The organism is Microbacterium sp. NPDC055312 (assembly GCF_053645675.1).
The window spans coordinates 259,150-274,081 of the sequence record NZ_JBSHMU010000003.1 but is presented as its reverse complement, the minus strand read 5'-3'; the positions used below and the strand labels follow the sequence as shown (position 1 = coordinate 274,081).

Sequence of the window (14,932 nt, the reverse complement as noted above, 5' to 3'; positions counted from 1 at the left end):
GAGGGGCGCACTCATGAATCCGGTCTCGACGGCGACGGCATCCGTCATCATCCCTGCACACAACGAGGCGGCTGTGATCAGACGCACCCTCTCTCCCCTCGCCCGCGCGGCCGAGCGGGGCGACCTGGAGATCATCGTGGTGTGCAACGCGTGCACCGACGACACCGCTGGCATCGCTCGTGGCTTCGTGGGAGTGTCGGTCATCGAGACAGACGTCGCTTCGAAGACCCATGCGCTCAACCTCGGCGACGCGAGCGCCACGGTGTGGCCGCGCATCTACCTCGACGCGGACATCGTTGCCGACGAGCAGAGCATCCGAGAGACAGCGGCCGTCCTCCGTGCGCAGCGCTGGCAGGCCGCCCGCCCTCAGTCGCAGTTCGTCACCACCGACACCGGCCCGATCGTGCGCTCGTACTACCGGGCCCGTTCGCGCATACCCTCTCTGCACACGGCCATGTGGGGCGCCGGGGTGTACGGGTTGTCGGAAGAGGGACACCGGCGGCTCGGACGCTTCCCTGAGGTCACGGGCGACGATCTCTGGGTCGACCGACTGTTCGCCGCTCATGAGAAGACCGTGGTGACCACGGGGCCGGTCGCCGTGCAGGTGCCGCGCACATTCGGCTCCCTGGTGGCGATCAGTCGTCGCAACGTCAGCGGCGCGCGTGAGGACGCTCCCGCAGCGTCGTCGCCCGCAGCCATCGCGGCGACGACGGAACACGATCCCAGTGGAGTGCTGCGCGAGCTGTTCGGCACCGTGCGGTCACCGCTGACTGCGCTGGATGCACTCGTGTACATCGCAGTCGCGCTCAGCGCGCGTCTCCCCCGCCGAAGCCGACGCTGGGAGCGTGATGACACTTCTCGACGCTGACGACCGGGCGGCGCGCATCGCCGCCATCATCGTCACCTACAACAGCGCAGCAACGCTGGGGTCGCTGCTCGCCTCTCTCGACGCGAGCACGGTGGGGGTGCGCGCGATCGTCGTCGACAACGGCTCCGCCGACGACACGCTCGAGGTCGCTGCGGCCCAACCGCGTGCGCTGACCATCGCCACACGAGCGAATCTCGGCTACTCGGGCGGCATCAACGTCGGGCGAGCGTACGTGCGCGCGGGCGAGCACGTCGCCATCCTCAACCCTGACCTCACCGTCGAACCCGACATGCTCGAGCGCCTTCTCTCCGTTCTCGACGCAGACCCCGAGGTGGGCATCGCCGTGCCGCAGCTGCGCGACCTCGATGACGGAGGTCGCTTCGACAGCCTGCGCCGCGAGCCCGGCGTTCTGCGCGCTCTCGGGGACTCGGTCTTCGGCAACCGGTGGCGTGCCCGCCCATCGTGGCTGGCCGAGACCCTGCGCACGGATGCCGGTTATGCTCACCCCCGCGACGTTGCATGGGCGGGCGGAGCCGCCCTGCTCATCTCTGCGGCGTGCGACCGTGCGGTGGGGGCCTGGGACGCCGATACGTATTTCCTCTATTCGGAGGAGACCGACTACGCCCGCCGAGCTCGCGACGTCGGATTCCGGGTGCGCTACACGCCCGAGGCCCGCGCGCATCACGAGGGGTCGGGCTCTGGTCAGCCGGCGGCGCTCGTCGCGCTGATCTCGGTGAATCGCATCCGCTACTTCCAGCGCCTGCACGGGCGCGTGCACACCAGCCTGTTCCACGCCGCAGTGGCACTGCAGCACGCGCTGCGGGTGCGGGATCCCCGCCACCGCTACTCGCTCCCCATCGTCCTCGACCGCTCGCGGTGGAGGGAGCTGCCCGCCGGTGACCGGGTACCGATCACGCTGCGTGTGAGCTGCGGCACCGGCATCCGCGCCACCGACCTCGCAGCTGAGGAACGATCATGACCGCCAAAGCCGTGACGGCACCGCGGGTCATCACACTGAACTTTCACGGCATCGGTGAGCCGAGCCGCACTCTCGAACCGGGTGAGGAGCGCTTCTGGATCACACCAGAGAACTTCCATCGCATCCTCGATGCTGCCATCGCTCACCGCCGATACGTGGAGTTCACCTTCGACGACGGCAACGAGTCCGACCACCGCATCGGACTGCCTGCCCTGCTCGCACGGCATGCGTTCGCGCGGTTCTTCGTCATCACCGACCGCATCGACACACCGGGCTCACTGAGCTCTGCGCAGATTCTCGACCTCGCCCAGTCCGGTATGGGCGTGGGCACGCACGGAGCGAGCCACCGGCCATGGACCGAGCTCGCCCGCAACGGCGAGCTTCGGGACGAGCTGATCGGATCGAGCCAGATCCTGCAGCAGATCGTCGGTCGGCCGACCCGGCACGCCGCCTTCCCTCAGGGTCTGTACGACCGCGCGGTGCTCTCCGAGCTGCGAGCGCACGACTTTCTGCGCGTCTACTCGGTCGATGAGGGCTGGTCTCGCGCCCGGCCATGGCTGCGCACCCGGTACTCGGTCATCCGCACCGACACGGCAGGCAGCATCCGACGTCTGCTCGACTCTCCCAACCGCACCGCCGGCTCGTGGCCGGTGCGGCCGATCAAACAGGCGGTGAAGAGATGGCGATGAAAACACCAAAGCCCACAGTGCTGCTCGGCTTCGGGCAGGCGTTCGCCGCGATCGAGGCGGCATGGTCGCTGCAGCAAGCAGGCATGCAGGTGGTGGCGTTCACCCGGCGCGGAACGCGCAGCGCACTGCGCCGACTGCGCGATGTCGTCGTGCACGAGGTGACCGCTCCCGAAGACAGCATCGACCGGTGCCTGTCGGATCTGGCTGCACTCGTCGAGCTCGTGCAGCCCGACGGCATCTTGCCTCTCGACGATGCCTCGCTGTGGCTGACTTCGTGCCTGGTCTTCGAGCACGCCCAACTGGTCGGGCCGTCGCCCGATGCCGTCGCCGTCGCCCTCGACAAGAACGCGCAGGTGCAGGCTGCGCAGACGGCCGGAATGCCCGTGCCGCACACGCAGCTGGTGCATTCAGTTGACGAGCTGACCGACCTGGATCGGCCAATGGTGATCAAGCCCGCCGAGGCCGTGCGTGTCGAGGGCGACCGGCTCACTCGGCCGAGGGGCGCCATCGTCGCCGATCAGCAGGAGCTCGATGCCGCGCGCGCCGGCCTCGGCGCAGGGCCGCTGCTGGTGCAGCCCTACCTGACCGGCGTCGGCGAGGGCGTGTTCGGCTACGTGAACGAGCACGGTGTCGCCGCGCTCAGCGCCCACCGTCGGGTGCGCATGGTCAACCCTCATGGATCGGCATCGTCGGCGTGCACGTCAATAGAGGTCGATCCGTTGCTCGAGCTGTGGGTGCGTGAACTCATCGACGATCTGCAGTGGCGGGGTCTGTTCATGGTCGAGCTGCTGCGCGATCATGAAGGGGTGCCGTGGTTCATGGAGCTCAACGGACGAGCGTGGGGCAGCCTCGCGCTCGCCCGCCGCCGCGGGTTCGAGTATCCGGCCTGGGCGACGCAGCACGCGCTCGGCCTTCCGCAGAGCCCTGCGGCGCCCACCGCGCCGGCCGACATCACCGCCCGCCACCTCGGGCGGGAGATCGCGCATCTGCTGTTCGTACTCCGCGGCCCCCAGTCTCAGGCGGTCACGGCGTGGCCGGGCCGTTGGAGCACTCTGCGTCAGCTCGCGCGCGTGGAGCGCGGCGACCGGCTGTACAACTGGAACCCGCACCGGCCGTCGGTGCTCGTCGGCGACACCTTCGACACGCTGCGGGACCTCGCCGCCGGACGGAAGAGGACACGATGAGCGCGCTGCGCCTCGCCCCGCACATCCACTCATCGTTCTCCGATGACTCGGATTGGCCACTGACACGTCTGGTGCGCGTGCTGCGCGCGGCGGGGTTCGACGGCGCCCTGGTGTGCGATCACGACCGCACCATGGATGCCGAGCTGTGGACGCGCGTGCAGCAGGAGTGCGACAGACTGGGCGACGAGACCGGATTCCTGCTCGTGCCCGGCATCGAATATCAGGATCCGGATCACGTCGTGCACATGCCGGTGTTCGGCCGAGCCGCTTTCTATGGCCGCTCGCCGCTGATCGACGACCTGGTGCGCCAGGCTCGTGCTGATGGGGCTGCGGCGATCTTCGCGCACCCGCGCAGACGCGATGCCTGGCAGCACTTCGACCCGGCGTGGGCTGCGCATCTGAGCGGCATGGAAGTGTGGAATCGCAAATACGACGGCGTGCGTCCCAACGAGTGGGCGCTGCAGCAGGCCGAGCAGCATCGGCTCGCCGCCACCGTCGCCCTGGACTGGCACGGCACCCGACAGCTGTACCCCCTCGCGCTGCGGGTGCCGTCGACTCAACGTGGCAGCAATCGCGAGCGCGGCGACGCCGTCGTCGCCGCGATGCTCGCCGGCCGGACGCACGCCACGGCGTTCGGCGTCGATGTGCAACGTTTCTCGCACGGGCTACTCGGGCAGTCGTCACGCGGATTCGAGTCGGCGCGTCAGTGGATGGCGCCGCGTGTTCGGCGAGTCGAGAAGCTGATCAGGAGGGCGTCATGACCGCCGTCGACCACTTGGTGCTCACCCGATTCAACCTGCCCACCCCAGGGCCCGAGAGCTTGGTGCGGGCGCAGGATCGCTGGCTGCAGAACCGGGTGGCGTTGTTCGAGCGGCACACCGTGCCGACCATGCGTCGTCAGACCGAGCGATCGTACACGTGGATTGTCTACCTCGACCCGCAGTCGCCCGGGTGGCTGCTCGAGCGGCTCGCGCCCTTCGTCGATGAGGGGCTGTTCGTGCCGCTGTACCGCGAGCGGGTGGAGTGGACCGACGTCGTCGCCGATGCCCGCGACGTCTTCGGCGACTCGCACGGCGAGCTGCTGCTGACAACCAACCTCGACAACGACGATGCCGTCGCCGTCGACTTCATCGCACGCCTGCAGCAGGCCGCTCGCCGGCATCCGGACCACGCGATCTATCTGCGTACTGGGCTGATCCTTCAGGGCGACGCGCTGTACCTGCGCGACGACCCCGAGAACGCATTCTGCAGCGTCAGCGAGAGCTGGGATGCGCCGGTCACGGCCTGGCGGGACTGGCACAACCTGCTTCACGAGCATCTGCCGGTGGTCAGCTTCACCGGAACCCCGGCCTGGCTGCAGGTGATCCATGGGCAGAACGTCAGCAACCGCGTGCGCGGCGTGCGCACCGAGGCTGCGCAGCACCGCGCAGCGTTCCCCGCTCAGCTCGACGGCGTCACCGACACCCGACCCGGGCGTCTCTGGCTGGATCGCTCGGTGCTGCGTCCGCTGCGCGAGCTGCGCGACTCGAGCCGGGCGATCGGCAAGCGGGTGATCCTGCGGATCGGCGGGAAGGACTCGCTCGACCGGGTCAAGCAGGCGGTGCGGCGCTTCGGCTAGTGGATGCCGACGCGCGATCAGCGCACGGCCGCCGTGGCGCGGCGTGGCGCGGCCGCCAGGCGAAGGAAGCGATCGCGAAGCCGGCGCGGTGGCACCGATACGGGGAACTGCTGCGCATCGGCGCATCCGATGGTGCGCACCGCGCCGCAGAGGCCGACCACGAGAAAAAGCAGCCCTGCGGCTATCGGGAAAGCGAGCCCGTCGAAGAACGCCAACAGCAGGCCCGCCGTGGCCACGGATGCAGCGAGCGCGCGGCCCATCAGACGGACGTCCTCGGCGGCGCCTCGTCCGGCTGTCGCGCCGCTCCACATCGCCGCGGCGAGCAGCGTGGCGAAGGCCGCAGCACCGATGACGCCGGTCTCGATCAAGATGCCCAGCCACTGGTTGTCGAAGATGAAGTAGCGCGGCAGCAGCGTACCCACCCCCACGCCGATCAGTGGCGAGGCGCTGAGGAACACCGGCGCCATCTCGAGTCCCGCCTGGCGCGAGAGCGTGCTCGTGTCGGTGCCCACACCGGCGAACATGCCCACGATCGTGCCGTACAGCCCCGGTGTCACCACCATCACCGCGCCGCCCAGCAGCACGCCGCCGATGACGATCACGATGCGGAAGCGCTTGGGCAGGGCGGGGATCATCAGCACGATTGCGACGACGAACCCGATCAGCGTCGATCGCGACACCGCGAGGAACGACGCGGCCGCCAGCAGGCCGAGGAAGAGCCACCAGCGCAGCCGCTGCGACTCCTGACGACGGCTCACGCGCAGCGTGGCCACCGCTAGCGCCAGCGGCACCGCGATCGACAGAGCGGTGCCGTACTCCAATGGGTGCGTGGCCGTGCCCGACGACCTCAGAAACATCCCTCGCGTGTCGACTCCACCCCCCGATTCCGAGAACCCGGGCAGAGCCGTGAAGGGCTCGAGGAAGCTCTGGCCCGTCACGAACTGGGCGACGCCGAGTGCGGCCAGCAGCGAACAGACGATCACTATGCGCTGCACCATCACCAGCAGCTCGTTCATCGAACGGATGCCATCGATGGCCACAAACACGACCCCACTCCACGACACCAGCCGCAGCACGGCGGACATCGCCGGGCTGATCTGATCAGCGGGCTGCCCCCGCAGCAGCGCGACCGCGAAGCCGATCAGGACTACGACCAAGAAGGCCGCGAGTGCAACGCGCACCGGCTGGCGTACCGGGTCGAGGTCTACGGTCGGCGACTGCACGCGGGTGAACCCCCACCACAGGAAGAGGATGATGCCCCAGACGAACTGTGGTCGCCCGTAGGCACCCAGAGCGCTGAGAGCGAGGTTCGACGGCAATACGACCAACAGCACGAGGTAGACCGTCAGCATGGTCACCGCCGACACACCGCGGCGGCTGCGCATGCCGCGGTGCGTGCTGGCCGAGATCGGAATCGGGACGGCGGCCTGCACACCTGCGCTCACGGCCCCCTCACCACCGGTTGGGGAACGCGGTCGTCCTGGGGGTCGTCGACCGTCTCCGGGGCGTCGTGATCGACCTCGACGGCGTCCTCCTCGACGGCGTCTTCCTCCATCTGCGGAGCCATCACCTCTGCGGAGTGGGAGCCGTCGTCGGGCAGCACCAACCCGGGTGGCACCGGGCGCTTACGACCGCGGCGGCGCGAGCGCGAGCGTGCGAGACCGTCGATGAGAGCGACCAGCAGCAGAGTGAGCACCGATACCCCCACCCCCGCCCCGCCCGCGGCGACCATCCGGTTCTTCGAGCCGACTTCGCCCTCGCCGTCCCGCGTCAGAGTGACCAGGGTGATGCGCTCCTCGTCGGGGATGCCCTCGGCGCTCTGGATGTCACGCAGGGTCGTGTCGGTCAGCATCACCAGCTCGTCGACGGCCCGCCCGGCGTCGGCGTCGCTCTCGGAGACCGCCGTGATCAGCAGCACGGGGCCCGAGCTGAGCGGGTCGCGCATGATGGTGATCCCGGCATCCGGATACGCGTCGGTCACATCGGCGAGCACGTCGGGCGACCCCATCTTGCGCGTCAGCACGTCGGCCGCCTGCGAGAGTCCCCCGACGTAGAGGAAGGGATTCGCGTCTTCGGGGATCGTCCCCGGCCCGGGCAGCATGAGCTGGGTGGCGGTGCGCGTGTAGTCGACCTTCACGACGGTCCAGGCTCCCCAGGCCGCGGCCACGGCCACGAGCAGACCGGCGACGAGGACGTACCAACGCCTGCGCAGCGCACCCATCATGTCGGCGGTGTTCATACGTTCGCTGCCCTCTCCGTGCTGATGCTGCGGTATCCGGTACTTCGGTGCTGGGCACGTCGGTGCTCGGTGCTTCGGTGCTCCGCGCTTCGGTGCTCGGCGCTTCGGTCGCCGCGCCAGGCGACAACCAGACCGATCAGGATGGCGCCGGCGGCGCTGAGTGCGCCCAGTGCGAGCAGCTGCGCGCCGCGGCTCGGGGCGACATGCTCGATGTCCATCGAGAGCGGCTCAACCTCGTATTGCACGCGGGCATCCGCGTCGATGCCGATCGCCTGCTGCTGGGCATCCGCGGCGGCGAACACGCGGTCGATGGCGAGCGTCTGCTGCTGACGCACCCAGTCGTCGGTGGGCCCGACGACGTCGATTACGACTTCGGCGGTGCGGTACGACACCGACCACTGCCCACCCACGTCGGGCACCCCCACGAACACGCCCTGACGCACCCCGATCCCGTACGGCCTGGCATCCGCGTTCGAGTACCGCACGCGCGTGGTGTTCTGATCGACCTCACTGGCGACGGTGGCGGCGAAAGTGATGATCCCCGGCTCGACCGAACCACCCTCGTCGAGAGCGGTGCCGGTGGGCAGTGTGAACGCGATCATCGTGCGCGATGTGTACAGACCCGACGACGAGAGCAGCTGCCATCCCGCGGCGACCGTCCCCACCGCGATGAGCACGACGATGATCCACCGTCGGCGCGGCGTCCCCTTCATATCGCGCATGATCACGCGATCCCCTTCCCCAACCCAAACAGTCCCCACTGGTGCTTTGAGTTGAGGGCAGCCCGTCACCGAGCTTCCCCTTATCGAGGATCGTATCAACGCTCGCCCAGCAGCGACAGCCCCCGGCGCTCGACGCCGATGCGCGCTCGTGGTTCACTGGTGGCGGGGCTGTCCGTTCGAGCTGGGGAGCATCGGGCAATGAGAAGACGTGACGTCGGAAGACTCATGATGACGAGCCTCGCGCTGGTCATCTGCGCGGCGGCGACGGCTTGCACGCCGATGGCGCTTCCGAGCAATCCGACCGCAGCCCCCGACGCGCTGGACCTGCCACGCGTGCCCTGGGAGGGGGGACCGGCATACTGGTCGCAGTTCCCGGATGCCGTCGACTGGACCGCCCCATCGTTCTTTCCCATCGTGATCTGGTTCAACGGCGTCAGCGACGATTCCGAGGTGCGTTGGGACAAGGCGCACGGCATCAACACCTACGCGGGCATGTGGGAAGGAACCGACTTCGCGCTGTTCCCCCGCAACGACGTCTACTGGATCGGGGCGGGCCTCAATGACACCTTCGACCCGGGCTCGTCGCACTGGCCCGGCGTCTTTCTCGACGACGAGGTCGACGGCCGCTACTCCCCCGACGAGGGCTTGGCGCTGCTGGGCGAGCTGCAGCGTCAGCACGGTGGGGCTGACAAGTTCACCTGGGCGAACTTCACACAGCTAGTCATCGGCGAAGACCTCGACGTGCCGGCGCAGGAGCAGTACGTGAGCATCCCGGACGTCATCTCCGTCGACATGTACTGGTACACGATCCCGTTCTGCGACTGGCGGCCGTACCGGGGAGAGGCGTACGTCGACCCCGTGCCCGAGCAGACCTGCCGCACCGCATCCAGCTACGGCCGGACCCTCACCGGGCTGGGCGTGCGCGACGAGTCCGACGGACGGCTTCGCCCGCGCTGGGGCGTGATCGAGAATCTCAACGGCCTGTCCGGGGCCGACCACGTCCGTGACATCACCCCGAACCAGCTGAAGGGCGCTGCCATGAGCTCGATCATCAATGAGGCGCGCGGTCTGCTCTGGTTCAACCAGTCGTTCACCGGCGACTGCGAGAGCTCAGGCGTATTGCGCCAGGCGCAGACCGAAGGCGACGGCTTCTGCGGTGCCGCACAGGTGAAAGCCATGGGAGAGGTCAACCGGCTCATCCATCGGCTGGCCCCGGTTCTCAACACTCAGTCGTACGTCTGGGACTTCGGCGAGGGGCTCGACACGATGCTGAAGGTGCACGACGGGCACGCCTACGTGTTCGCCATGACCGACGGTGGCGACGGCGAGCGCACGCTGGCGCTGCCCGACGGCATCCGGGGCAACCGCGCTGAGGTCGTCGGCGAAGACCGCACGCTCGAGCTGCGCGACGGCGTCTTCACCGATGAGTTCGCCGCGGAATCCGATTTCCGCATCTACCGGATCACCCTCTGATCGGTTCTCCGAACGTCTTGCTCGCGGCCGCCGGGCATCCTCTAGATTGAAGATCGCGACGGCGATCCCCGTCAGGAAAGGGTTTCCAGCAATGTGGCGAGAACTCATCGGCAAGTCCCCGCGTCAGGTCGCGCAGCGTGCCGTGCAGCGGGTCGCCCGCCGGCTGGATCTCGATGAGCTATCCTTCCCGCTGCTCGACGGTGACCTCGCGGATTCGCAGCGCGGACGGGCGGGAGAGCGCGGGATGCCCGGGCCGGGGTCGGCCGTGACCGACCCGAGTGGCGACAGGCGGCGCATCGCGTGGCTGGCGTTTCCTCCGCAGTCCGGATCCGGCGGACACACCACCCTGTTCCGGATGATGGAGGCGTGCCGCGCTGCGGGATTCGTCAACACGCTGCTGCTGTACAACCGCTACGACAACGACCTCGCCGATAGCACCGCGACCGTGCGCCGCGCCTGGCCCTGGCTGCAATGCGACATCGACTTCGTGCCCGAGCGCATTGACGGATTCGATGCCGTGATCGCTTCGGCGTGGTCGACCGCGCACGTCGCAGTGCAACGCATGGCTCCCGGAACCCGCGGGTTCTATTTCGCCCAGGATTTCGAACCCTTCTTCTACCCGCGGGGTGGTGAATACGCGATGGCCGAAGACAGCTATCGCCTCGGTCTGCACATCGTCTCGTTGGGCCATATGGTGCAGGACAGTATCCGCGACCACACCGGCGTGCATTCGACGATGATCCCTTTCGGGGTCGACCGCGAGGTGTACCGGATACTCCCCGGCACGCGACCGCGAGCAGGGGTGCTGTTCTACGCCAAGAAGGGCAATGATCGCCGCGGCTATCGCCTGGCTGTTCTCGCGCTGCGCGAGTTCCATCGCATGCATCCAGACGAACCGATTCACGTTTACGGCGACCGGATCGGTGATCTCGATGTGCCGGTGATCGATCATGGCAGCCTGCGTCCGGCCGAACTGAACGAGCTCTACAACATGGTGGTGGCTGGACTCGCACTGTCGTTCACGAATATCTCGCTCGTCGCCGAGGAGATGCTGGCAGCCGGAGCAGTGCCGGTCGTGAACGACTCGCCGCTGGCGCGGGCGGATCTGTCGAACCCGCACGCGCTGTGGGCGGCGGCGACCCCGGCGGGACTGGCAGGCGCATTGGGCGCGGCCGTGTCACGACCCGACCGCGACCTTCACGCCGAGCGGGTCGCGCGCAGCGTGTCCACCCCCTCCTGGATTGAGACGGGCGCGAGGTTCGCCAGAGTCATCACCACAAGCCTCGACGAGTAGCAGCGACGGCCTACGGCTCAGTCACGATTCCGCGTTTGCAGTGTCGAGCCGTCATCGCGGCAGAACCATATGCGTTCGTAGACGCCGGTCGCCTCCCACCGGGAATGGCGAATGTGGTATCGGACGCGACGCAGCAACCGAGGGAGCACGCCCACCATCCGCGTCAAGCCGGAAGGCAGCCACCCGCTCAACCGCAGTCCGAGCTGAAGCCTCTGCCAGCTCGGACTGCGCACGACCGCAGGGCAGATGGCTGAGGCCAAGTCCCGCAATGCCATGATGTCCGACAGCGCGGCGTCGCGATCGAGGAGCCGCAGTGCCTGTTCAACCGCGCTGCGCGCCACGGCGGACCTCGCGCGTCTGCGAAGAACCCCAGCAGATGCGATCGGACGCGGCGCCTGATCGAACACCAGATCGAAAGCATCCCGGATCTCCCGGAGAATGATCAGCGGTTCTTCGGCGAATGTCGACAGGCTCCCCGGATGCTCGCGGTGCCACGCTTGGTCGGCGCCGTTCACATGTGCGATGTCCGAGCAGGTGGAGATCCTCAACCACATCTCCATGTCGTGAGTATGCGCAAGCTCCCTCTGGCCGCCCACCATGTCGACGACGCTGCGGCGCATCACGGCCTCCGGCGAGGTGATCGTGTTCGTGCCATCGGCGCACCGAGCAGCGAACCAATCGTCCCCCTTCCACAGCGTCCACGATTCGACTTCCATTCGAGGAGTGGGCAGCTCCTGCCCCGTGAAATGCAGGGGGTGGCCGTATACCAGCCCGACAGATGGCACCCGCTGCATCAGCGCAACCGCGCGCTGAAGTGACCCGGGCGTGAGCATGTCATCGGCGTCGAGGCGGACGACGAACTCTCCGGTCACCGCTTCGAGCCCACGATTGAAGGTGGCCACCGCGCCTCGATTCAGGCTGTTCTCGATGACGCGGACGCGCGCGTCGGTCACGGCGAAACGGTGCGCGACAGCCCGGCTGTCATCAGTGGACGCGTCGTCGACCACGATGACATCGACGTCGACGCCCTCTTGAGTCAGCACACTCTCGATCGCGAACGGAAGGTACCGCGCATAGTTGAAGCACGGGATCACCACGCTGACAGTCGCCCCGGGCAAACCAGGAGCGGGCTGCAGACGGCTTGCCCGCAACCGGTTATGAGCAGCCCGGCTCTTCAGCTTCATCATTTCCTCCCCTGGGCATCATCCGTCATCGGCGCCGGTCCTCTACGCAGAGTGCGAACCCGTCGCAATACCCAGGGCGCGATGCACATCAGGTACACCACCACGGCGGCCCCACCACCTGCCAAGAGCACGAGGATCGGACCATCGAGCCACAGTGCTGCTCCCAGCGCGGCGGCTGTAGCCGGAATTGTGGCGATCGTCGGCCAGAGGCAAGCTCGCACTATTGCGCGGCTCGTCACGCCTCCCCTCGCCAGCGCCACAAGATACAAGGGAAGGATGACAATGAGTCCGATCCCGACGTGGACCCATCCGGCGCCGACGATCCCGTACGCGGACGTCCCGACGATCATTCCCACGGTCAATGCGACCAGGGAGACGATCTGGATCACCAGCACGGGACGCGACCTGCCTTGGGCGTACAGAAATCCCGCGAATGCATCAAAGACCACCCGAAACGCGCCATAGATCCCCAGAGCCGCGAGAACGGGCGCAGCAGGTAGCCACTTGCTGCCGTAGACGACCTCGATCAGGGGGGTGGAGAGCGCCGCGAGGACGGCGCCGATCGGAAGAGCGCCAGCCCATGCGAGCGCGGTGACCTCGGCGATCGCGCGCGTGTTGGCCCCCGCTCGAGAGAAGTAGGGCAGAGTCACCGACCGCACCACCTGGCCCAGTGCTGTCATCGGCCAGCTCGAGATGTTGAATGCCAGTACGTAGAATCCCAGGCCGGTGGCGCCGACGACCCTGACCAGCACGACGTTGTCGACGTTCAATACGGCCCAGGAAAGCAAGTTGGCCGCCGCAATCGGCAGGCCGAAGGCGAGAACCGGCCGTAGGACGGAGCGGTCGATGGCGTACCGTGGCCGAACGCGAGCGATGACGAACTGCATGAAAACTGAGACAGCCTGTCCCAGAACTCGACCGATGGCCAGCGCCATGGCTCCCATGCCGAGCGAGATCAGCCCGAGGGTGACGGCTGTCGAGACGACGAAGTCGGCGCAGCTCACCACGAAGAGCTGGCGCTGCTGGAACCGACGGGTGAGAAGGCCGAAGGGCACGACGCCGGCCCCGCCGAGGAAGAGGGTGATCGCGAGCACCGCAAGCGTGGGCCCTGCCTTCGGACTGCCCATCATCTCGGCCAGACCGCCGCTGCTCAGGATTGTGATCACCGTGAGTGTGGCGCCACTGATCAGACCGAGAGTGGCCACGGTCGGAGCGATTCTCTCCGGATCGTCTGTGCGGATGATGTCCGCTGACAATCCGAGGTCCGCCATGGTCATCAGGATCCCCTGTACCGTCAGCGCCACGGCGAAGACACCGAACTGCTCAGGCGTCAGCAGGCGGGCGATGACGATCCCGACGATGAGGCTTCCCATCCGCAGGGCGATCGTGCTCGCGCCGCTCCACGCTGCTCCGCGGGCCACCCGGCCTGCTATCGAAAGCCCCTCCGCTACCGAGTCATCGATGTGTGCCATGTCGCCCGACGATCTTTCGGTAGCGTGCGCGCACTCCCGGCAGTTTTGTAGCTACCCGGAACCGCGCGTATCGTCCCAGCGATGCCGTGACGGCGGATATCGAGTAGGTCGACGCGTGCTCGACGGTTCGCAGATACTCCTGCTCAACGCGGCATACCGCGAGGTCGAGCGAGTAGCGCTCATTGATCAGTGACACACCATAGCGACCGAGCTCATCTCTCGCTGCAGGACTTTTCCGCAACCGTTCGACAAGCGAGAAGAACGACTCCTCGGTCGCCTCCCGACCGAAGAAACCAGAAGCGAAGAAGATGGGCGCGCTTTCCGGCGTGAGAAGCTTCCAGAACCCTCCCGCGCCCTGAACGATCAGGGGCTTGCCGTGAGCCATGGCCCGCAACGCCGAGCTTCCCATGCCGAACACGATGTCTGCAGCATCGTAGACATCCCGCGGATCCTTTACGTTTCCCAGGATGTGAACGCGCAGATTCGAATTGTTCGATGCAGCATCCGCTGCTGCATGCACTCGTTGCGACTCGTCTCCCTGCCCAGCGATAAGAAGAACCACCGGGTTCGAGGCGTCGACATGTGCGCCGAGCTCACGAACAGCAGAGGCGATACCTTTTGCCTTTTCGTGCTCTGCAGACAGCCGACCCACGACAGAGATGACGAAATCCGAGGGTGAGAGTCCAAGACGCTCCCGAGCTGCCCTCGTGTCCGCCGGCCGATCATGGTGGGTGTCTACCGGCGGTTCCATCAAGTGCACCGGTCCGGACCGCCGCTCGGCTTCGGCCAAGAGATCGTTCGTTCCCACGAACAGAGGCACACTGCGCGGAAGGTGATCGGACAGCGACATCGACATCACCGTGGTCACGTTCTGATGAGGCACCAGCAGCGCCGCGGCTGCAGACAGCAGCGCCGGAGGGGATTCGAACGTGTGCACCACGTCCGGCGCGAAAGACCGTATCTGAGCAGCCATCGCGAGGACGGAGCGGGGCCTGAGAGAGTCTCCCCGAAACGGAGGTGCGGCGTGATATGCGAGACCACGCCGCTCGATCATGTGCTGGAGCTCTCCCGGAGGCGCGTAGATGCGCACTAGGTGGCCACGGTCGCGCAGGCGGGCGGCGAGATCGATTGCGTTGAGCTGGCTGCCCCCCGTGATGAGGTCGTGCGGGCACACGAGGACTCGAAGCATCTTCGCGCGTCCCGAGTCCGC

14 protein-coding genes are annotated in these 14,932 nt (G+C 67.3%); 8 read left to right on the top strand and 6 right to left on the bottom strand.

Going from position 1 to position 14,932, the window contains the following annotated elements; all coding sequences use genetic code 11:
• Positions 1–13: 13 nt before the first annotated feature.
• Genes ACWIDW_RS09885 through ACWIDW_RS09860 form a run of 6 tightly spaced genes read left to right on the top strand, consistent with a single transcriptional unit; the run spans position 14 to position 5,338 of the window.
• Positions 14–868, top strand: a complete 855-nt coding sequence (locus ACWIDW_RS09885; protein ID WP_454124907.1) for a glycosyltransferase — start codon at positions 14–16, stop codon at positions 866–868.
• A complete protein-coding gene (locus ACWIDW_RS09880; RefSeq protein WP_454124905.1) occupies positions 849–1,847 on the top strand; it encodes a glycosyltransferase in 999 nt (332 codons plus the stop codon). Before ACWIDW_RS09885 ends, ACWIDW_RS09880 begins: the two co-directional genes overlap by 20 nt.
• The gene (locus ACWIDW_RS09875; protein ID WP_454124903.1) at positions 1,844–2,536 is read left to right on the top strand and encodes a polysaccharide deacetylase family protein; all 693 of its coding nucleotides are present in this window, start codon (positions 1,844–1,846) and stop codon (positions 2,534–2,536) included. Before ACWIDW_RS09880 ends, ACWIDW_RS09875 begins: the two co-directional genes overlap by 4 nt.
• The gene (locus ACWIDW_RS09870; protein ID WP_454124901.1) at positions 2,533–3,720 is read left to right on the top strand and encodes a hypothetical protein; all 1,188 of its coding nucleotides are present in this window, start codon (positions 2,533–2,535) and stop codon (positions 3,718–3,720) included. The genes ACWIDW_RS09875 and ACWIDW_RS09870 overlap by 4 nt, the downstream gene beginning before the upstream one ends.
• A complete protein-coding gene (locus ACWIDW_RS09865) occupies positions 3,717–4,481 on the top strand; it encodes a PHP domain-containing protein (protein WP_454124900.1) in 765 nt (254 codons plus the stop codon). The genes ACWIDW_RS09870 and ACWIDW_RS09865 overlap by 4 nt, the downstream gene beginning before the upstream one ends.
• Positions 4,478–5,338 carry a glycosyltransferase gene (locus ACWIDW_RS09860; protein WP_454124899.1) on the top strand — a complete coding sequence of 287 codons (861 nt, stop codon included), beginning with the start codon at positions 4,478–4,480 and terminating at the stop codon, positions 5,336–5,338. The genes ACWIDW_RS09865 and ACWIDW_RS09860 overlap by 4 nt, the downstream gene beginning before the upstream one ends.
• A 17-nt stretch (positions 5,339–5,355) precedes the next feature.
• Here ACWIDW_RS09860 and ACWIDW_RS09855 read toward each other — a convergent pair whose 3' ends face one another.
• The 3 genes from ACWIDW_RS09855 to ACWIDW_RS09845 are packed head-to-tail and all read right to left on the bottom strand — an operon-like array spanning position 5,356 to position 8,305.
• On the bottom strand, positions 5,356–6,783 hold the full coding sequence (locus ACWIDW_RS09855; RefSeq protein ID WP_454124898.1) for an O-antigen ligase family protein: 1,428 nt from the start codon (positions 6,781–6,783) through the stop codon (positions 5,356–5,358).
• Positions 6,780–7,577, bottom strand: a complete 798-nt coding sequence (locus ACWIDW_RS09850; protein WP_454124897.1) for a hypothetical protein — start codon at positions 7,575–7,577, stop codon at positions 6,780–6,782. The genes ACWIDW_RS09855 and ACWIDW_RS09850 overlap by 4 nt, the downstream gene beginning before the upstream one ends.
• A complete protein-coding gene (locus tag ACWIDW_RS09845; protein WP_454124896.1) occupies positions 7,574–8,305 on the bottom strand; it encodes a hypothetical protein in 732 nt (243 codons plus the stop codon). Before ACWIDW_RS09845 ends, ACWIDW_RS09850 begins: the two co-directional genes overlap by 4 nt.
• 192 nt (positions 8,306–8,497) lie before the next feature.
• Here ACWIDW_RS09845 and ACWIDW_RS09840 point away from each other — a divergent pair, with 192 nt between their 5' ends.
• Positions 8,498–9,772, top strand: coding sequence for a hypothetical protein (locus tag ACWIDW_RS09840; RefSeq protein ID WP_454124894.1), 1,275 nt, complete (start codon positions 8,498–8,500; stop codon positions 9,770–9,772).
• A gap of 46 nt (positions 9,773–9,818) precedes the next feature.
• Positions 9,819–11,066, top strand: coding sequence for a rhamnosyltransferase WsaF family glycosyltransferase (locus ACWIDW_RS09835; RefSeq protein WP_454124892.1), 1,248 nt, complete (start codon positions 9,819–9,821; stop codon positions 11,064–11,066).
• Between the two features lie 17 nt (positions 11,067–11,083).
• Here the strand turns inward: ACWIDW_RS09835 and ACWIDW_RS09830 are convergent, their stop codons facing one another.
• Genes ACWIDW_RS09830 through ACWIDW_RS09820 form a run of 3 tightly spaced genes read right to left on the bottom strand, consistent with a single transcriptional unit; the run spans position 11,084 to position 14,911 of the window.
• A complete protein-coding gene (locus ACWIDW_RS09830; protein ID WP_454124890.1) occupies positions 11,084–12,253 on the bottom strand; it encodes a glycosyltransferase family 2 protein in 1,170 nt (389 codons plus the stop codon).
• A complete protein-coding gene (locus tag ACWIDW_RS09825; RefSeq protein ID WP_454124888.1) occupies positions 12,250–13,722 on the bottom strand; it encodes an oligosaccharide flippase family protein in 1,473 nt (490 codons plus the stop codon). The genes ACWIDW_RS09830 and ACWIDW_RS09825 overlap by 4 nt, the downstream gene beginning before the upstream one ends.
• Positions 13,706–14,911 carry a glycosyltransferase family 4 protein gene (locus ACWIDW_RS09820; protein WP_454124886.1) on the bottom strand — a complete coding sequence of 402 codons (1,206 nt, stop codon included), beginning with the start codon at positions 14,909–14,911 and terminating at the stop codon, positions 13,706–13,708. Before ACWIDW_RS09820 ends, ACWIDW_RS09825 begins: the two co-directional genes overlap by 17 nt.
• Between the last annotated feature and the right edge of the window lie 21 nt (positions 14,912–14,932).

Bases quoted from the DNA above. Each gene is read 5' to 3' on its own strand.
- ACWIDW_RS09885 (WP_454124907.1), top strand. From the start codon at position 14: ATGAATCCGGTCTCGACGGCGACGGCATCCGTCATCATCCCTGCACAC.
- ACWIDW_RS09880 (WP_454124905.1), top strand. From the start codon at position 849: ATGACACTTCTCGACGCTGACGACCGGGCGGCGCGCATCGCCGCCATC.
- ACWIDW_RS09875 (WP_454124903.1), top strand. From the start codon at position 1,844: ATGACCGCCAAAGCCGTGACGGCACCGCGGGTCATCACACTGAACTTT.
- ACWIDW_RS09870 (WP_454124901.1), top strand. From the start codon at position 2,533: ATGAAAACACCAAAGCCCACAGTGCTGCTCGGCTTCGGGCAGGCGTTC.
- ACWIDW_RS09865 (WP_454124900.1), top strand. From the start codon at position 3,717: ATGAGCGCGCTGCGCCTCGCCCCGCACATCCACTCATCGTTCTCCGAT.
- ACWIDW_RS09860 (WP_454124899.1), top strand. From the start codon at position 4,478: ATGACCGCCGTCGACCACTTGGTGCTCACCCGATTCAACCTGCCCACC.
- ACWIDW_RS09850 (WP_454124897.1), bottom strand. From the start codon at position 7,577: ATGAACACCGCCGACATGATGGGTGCGCTGCGCAGGCGTTGGTACGTC.
- ACWIDW_RS09840 (WP_454124894.1), top strand. From the start codon at position 8,498: ATGAGAAGACGTGACGTCGGAAGACTCATGATGACGAGCCTCGCGCTG.
- ACWIDW_RS09830 (WP_454124890.1), bottom strand. From the start codon at position 12,253: ATGATGAAGCTGAAGAGCCGGGCTGCTCATAACCGGTTGCGGGCAAGC.
- ACWIDW_RS09825 (WP_454124888.1), bottom strand. From the start codon at position 13,722: ATGGCACACATCGATGACTCGGTAGCGGAGGGGCTTTCGATAGCAGGC.
- ACWIDW_RS09820 (WP_454124886.1), bottom strand. From the start codon at position 14,911: ATGCTTCGAGTCCTCGTGTGCCCGCACGACCTCATCACGGGGGGCAGC.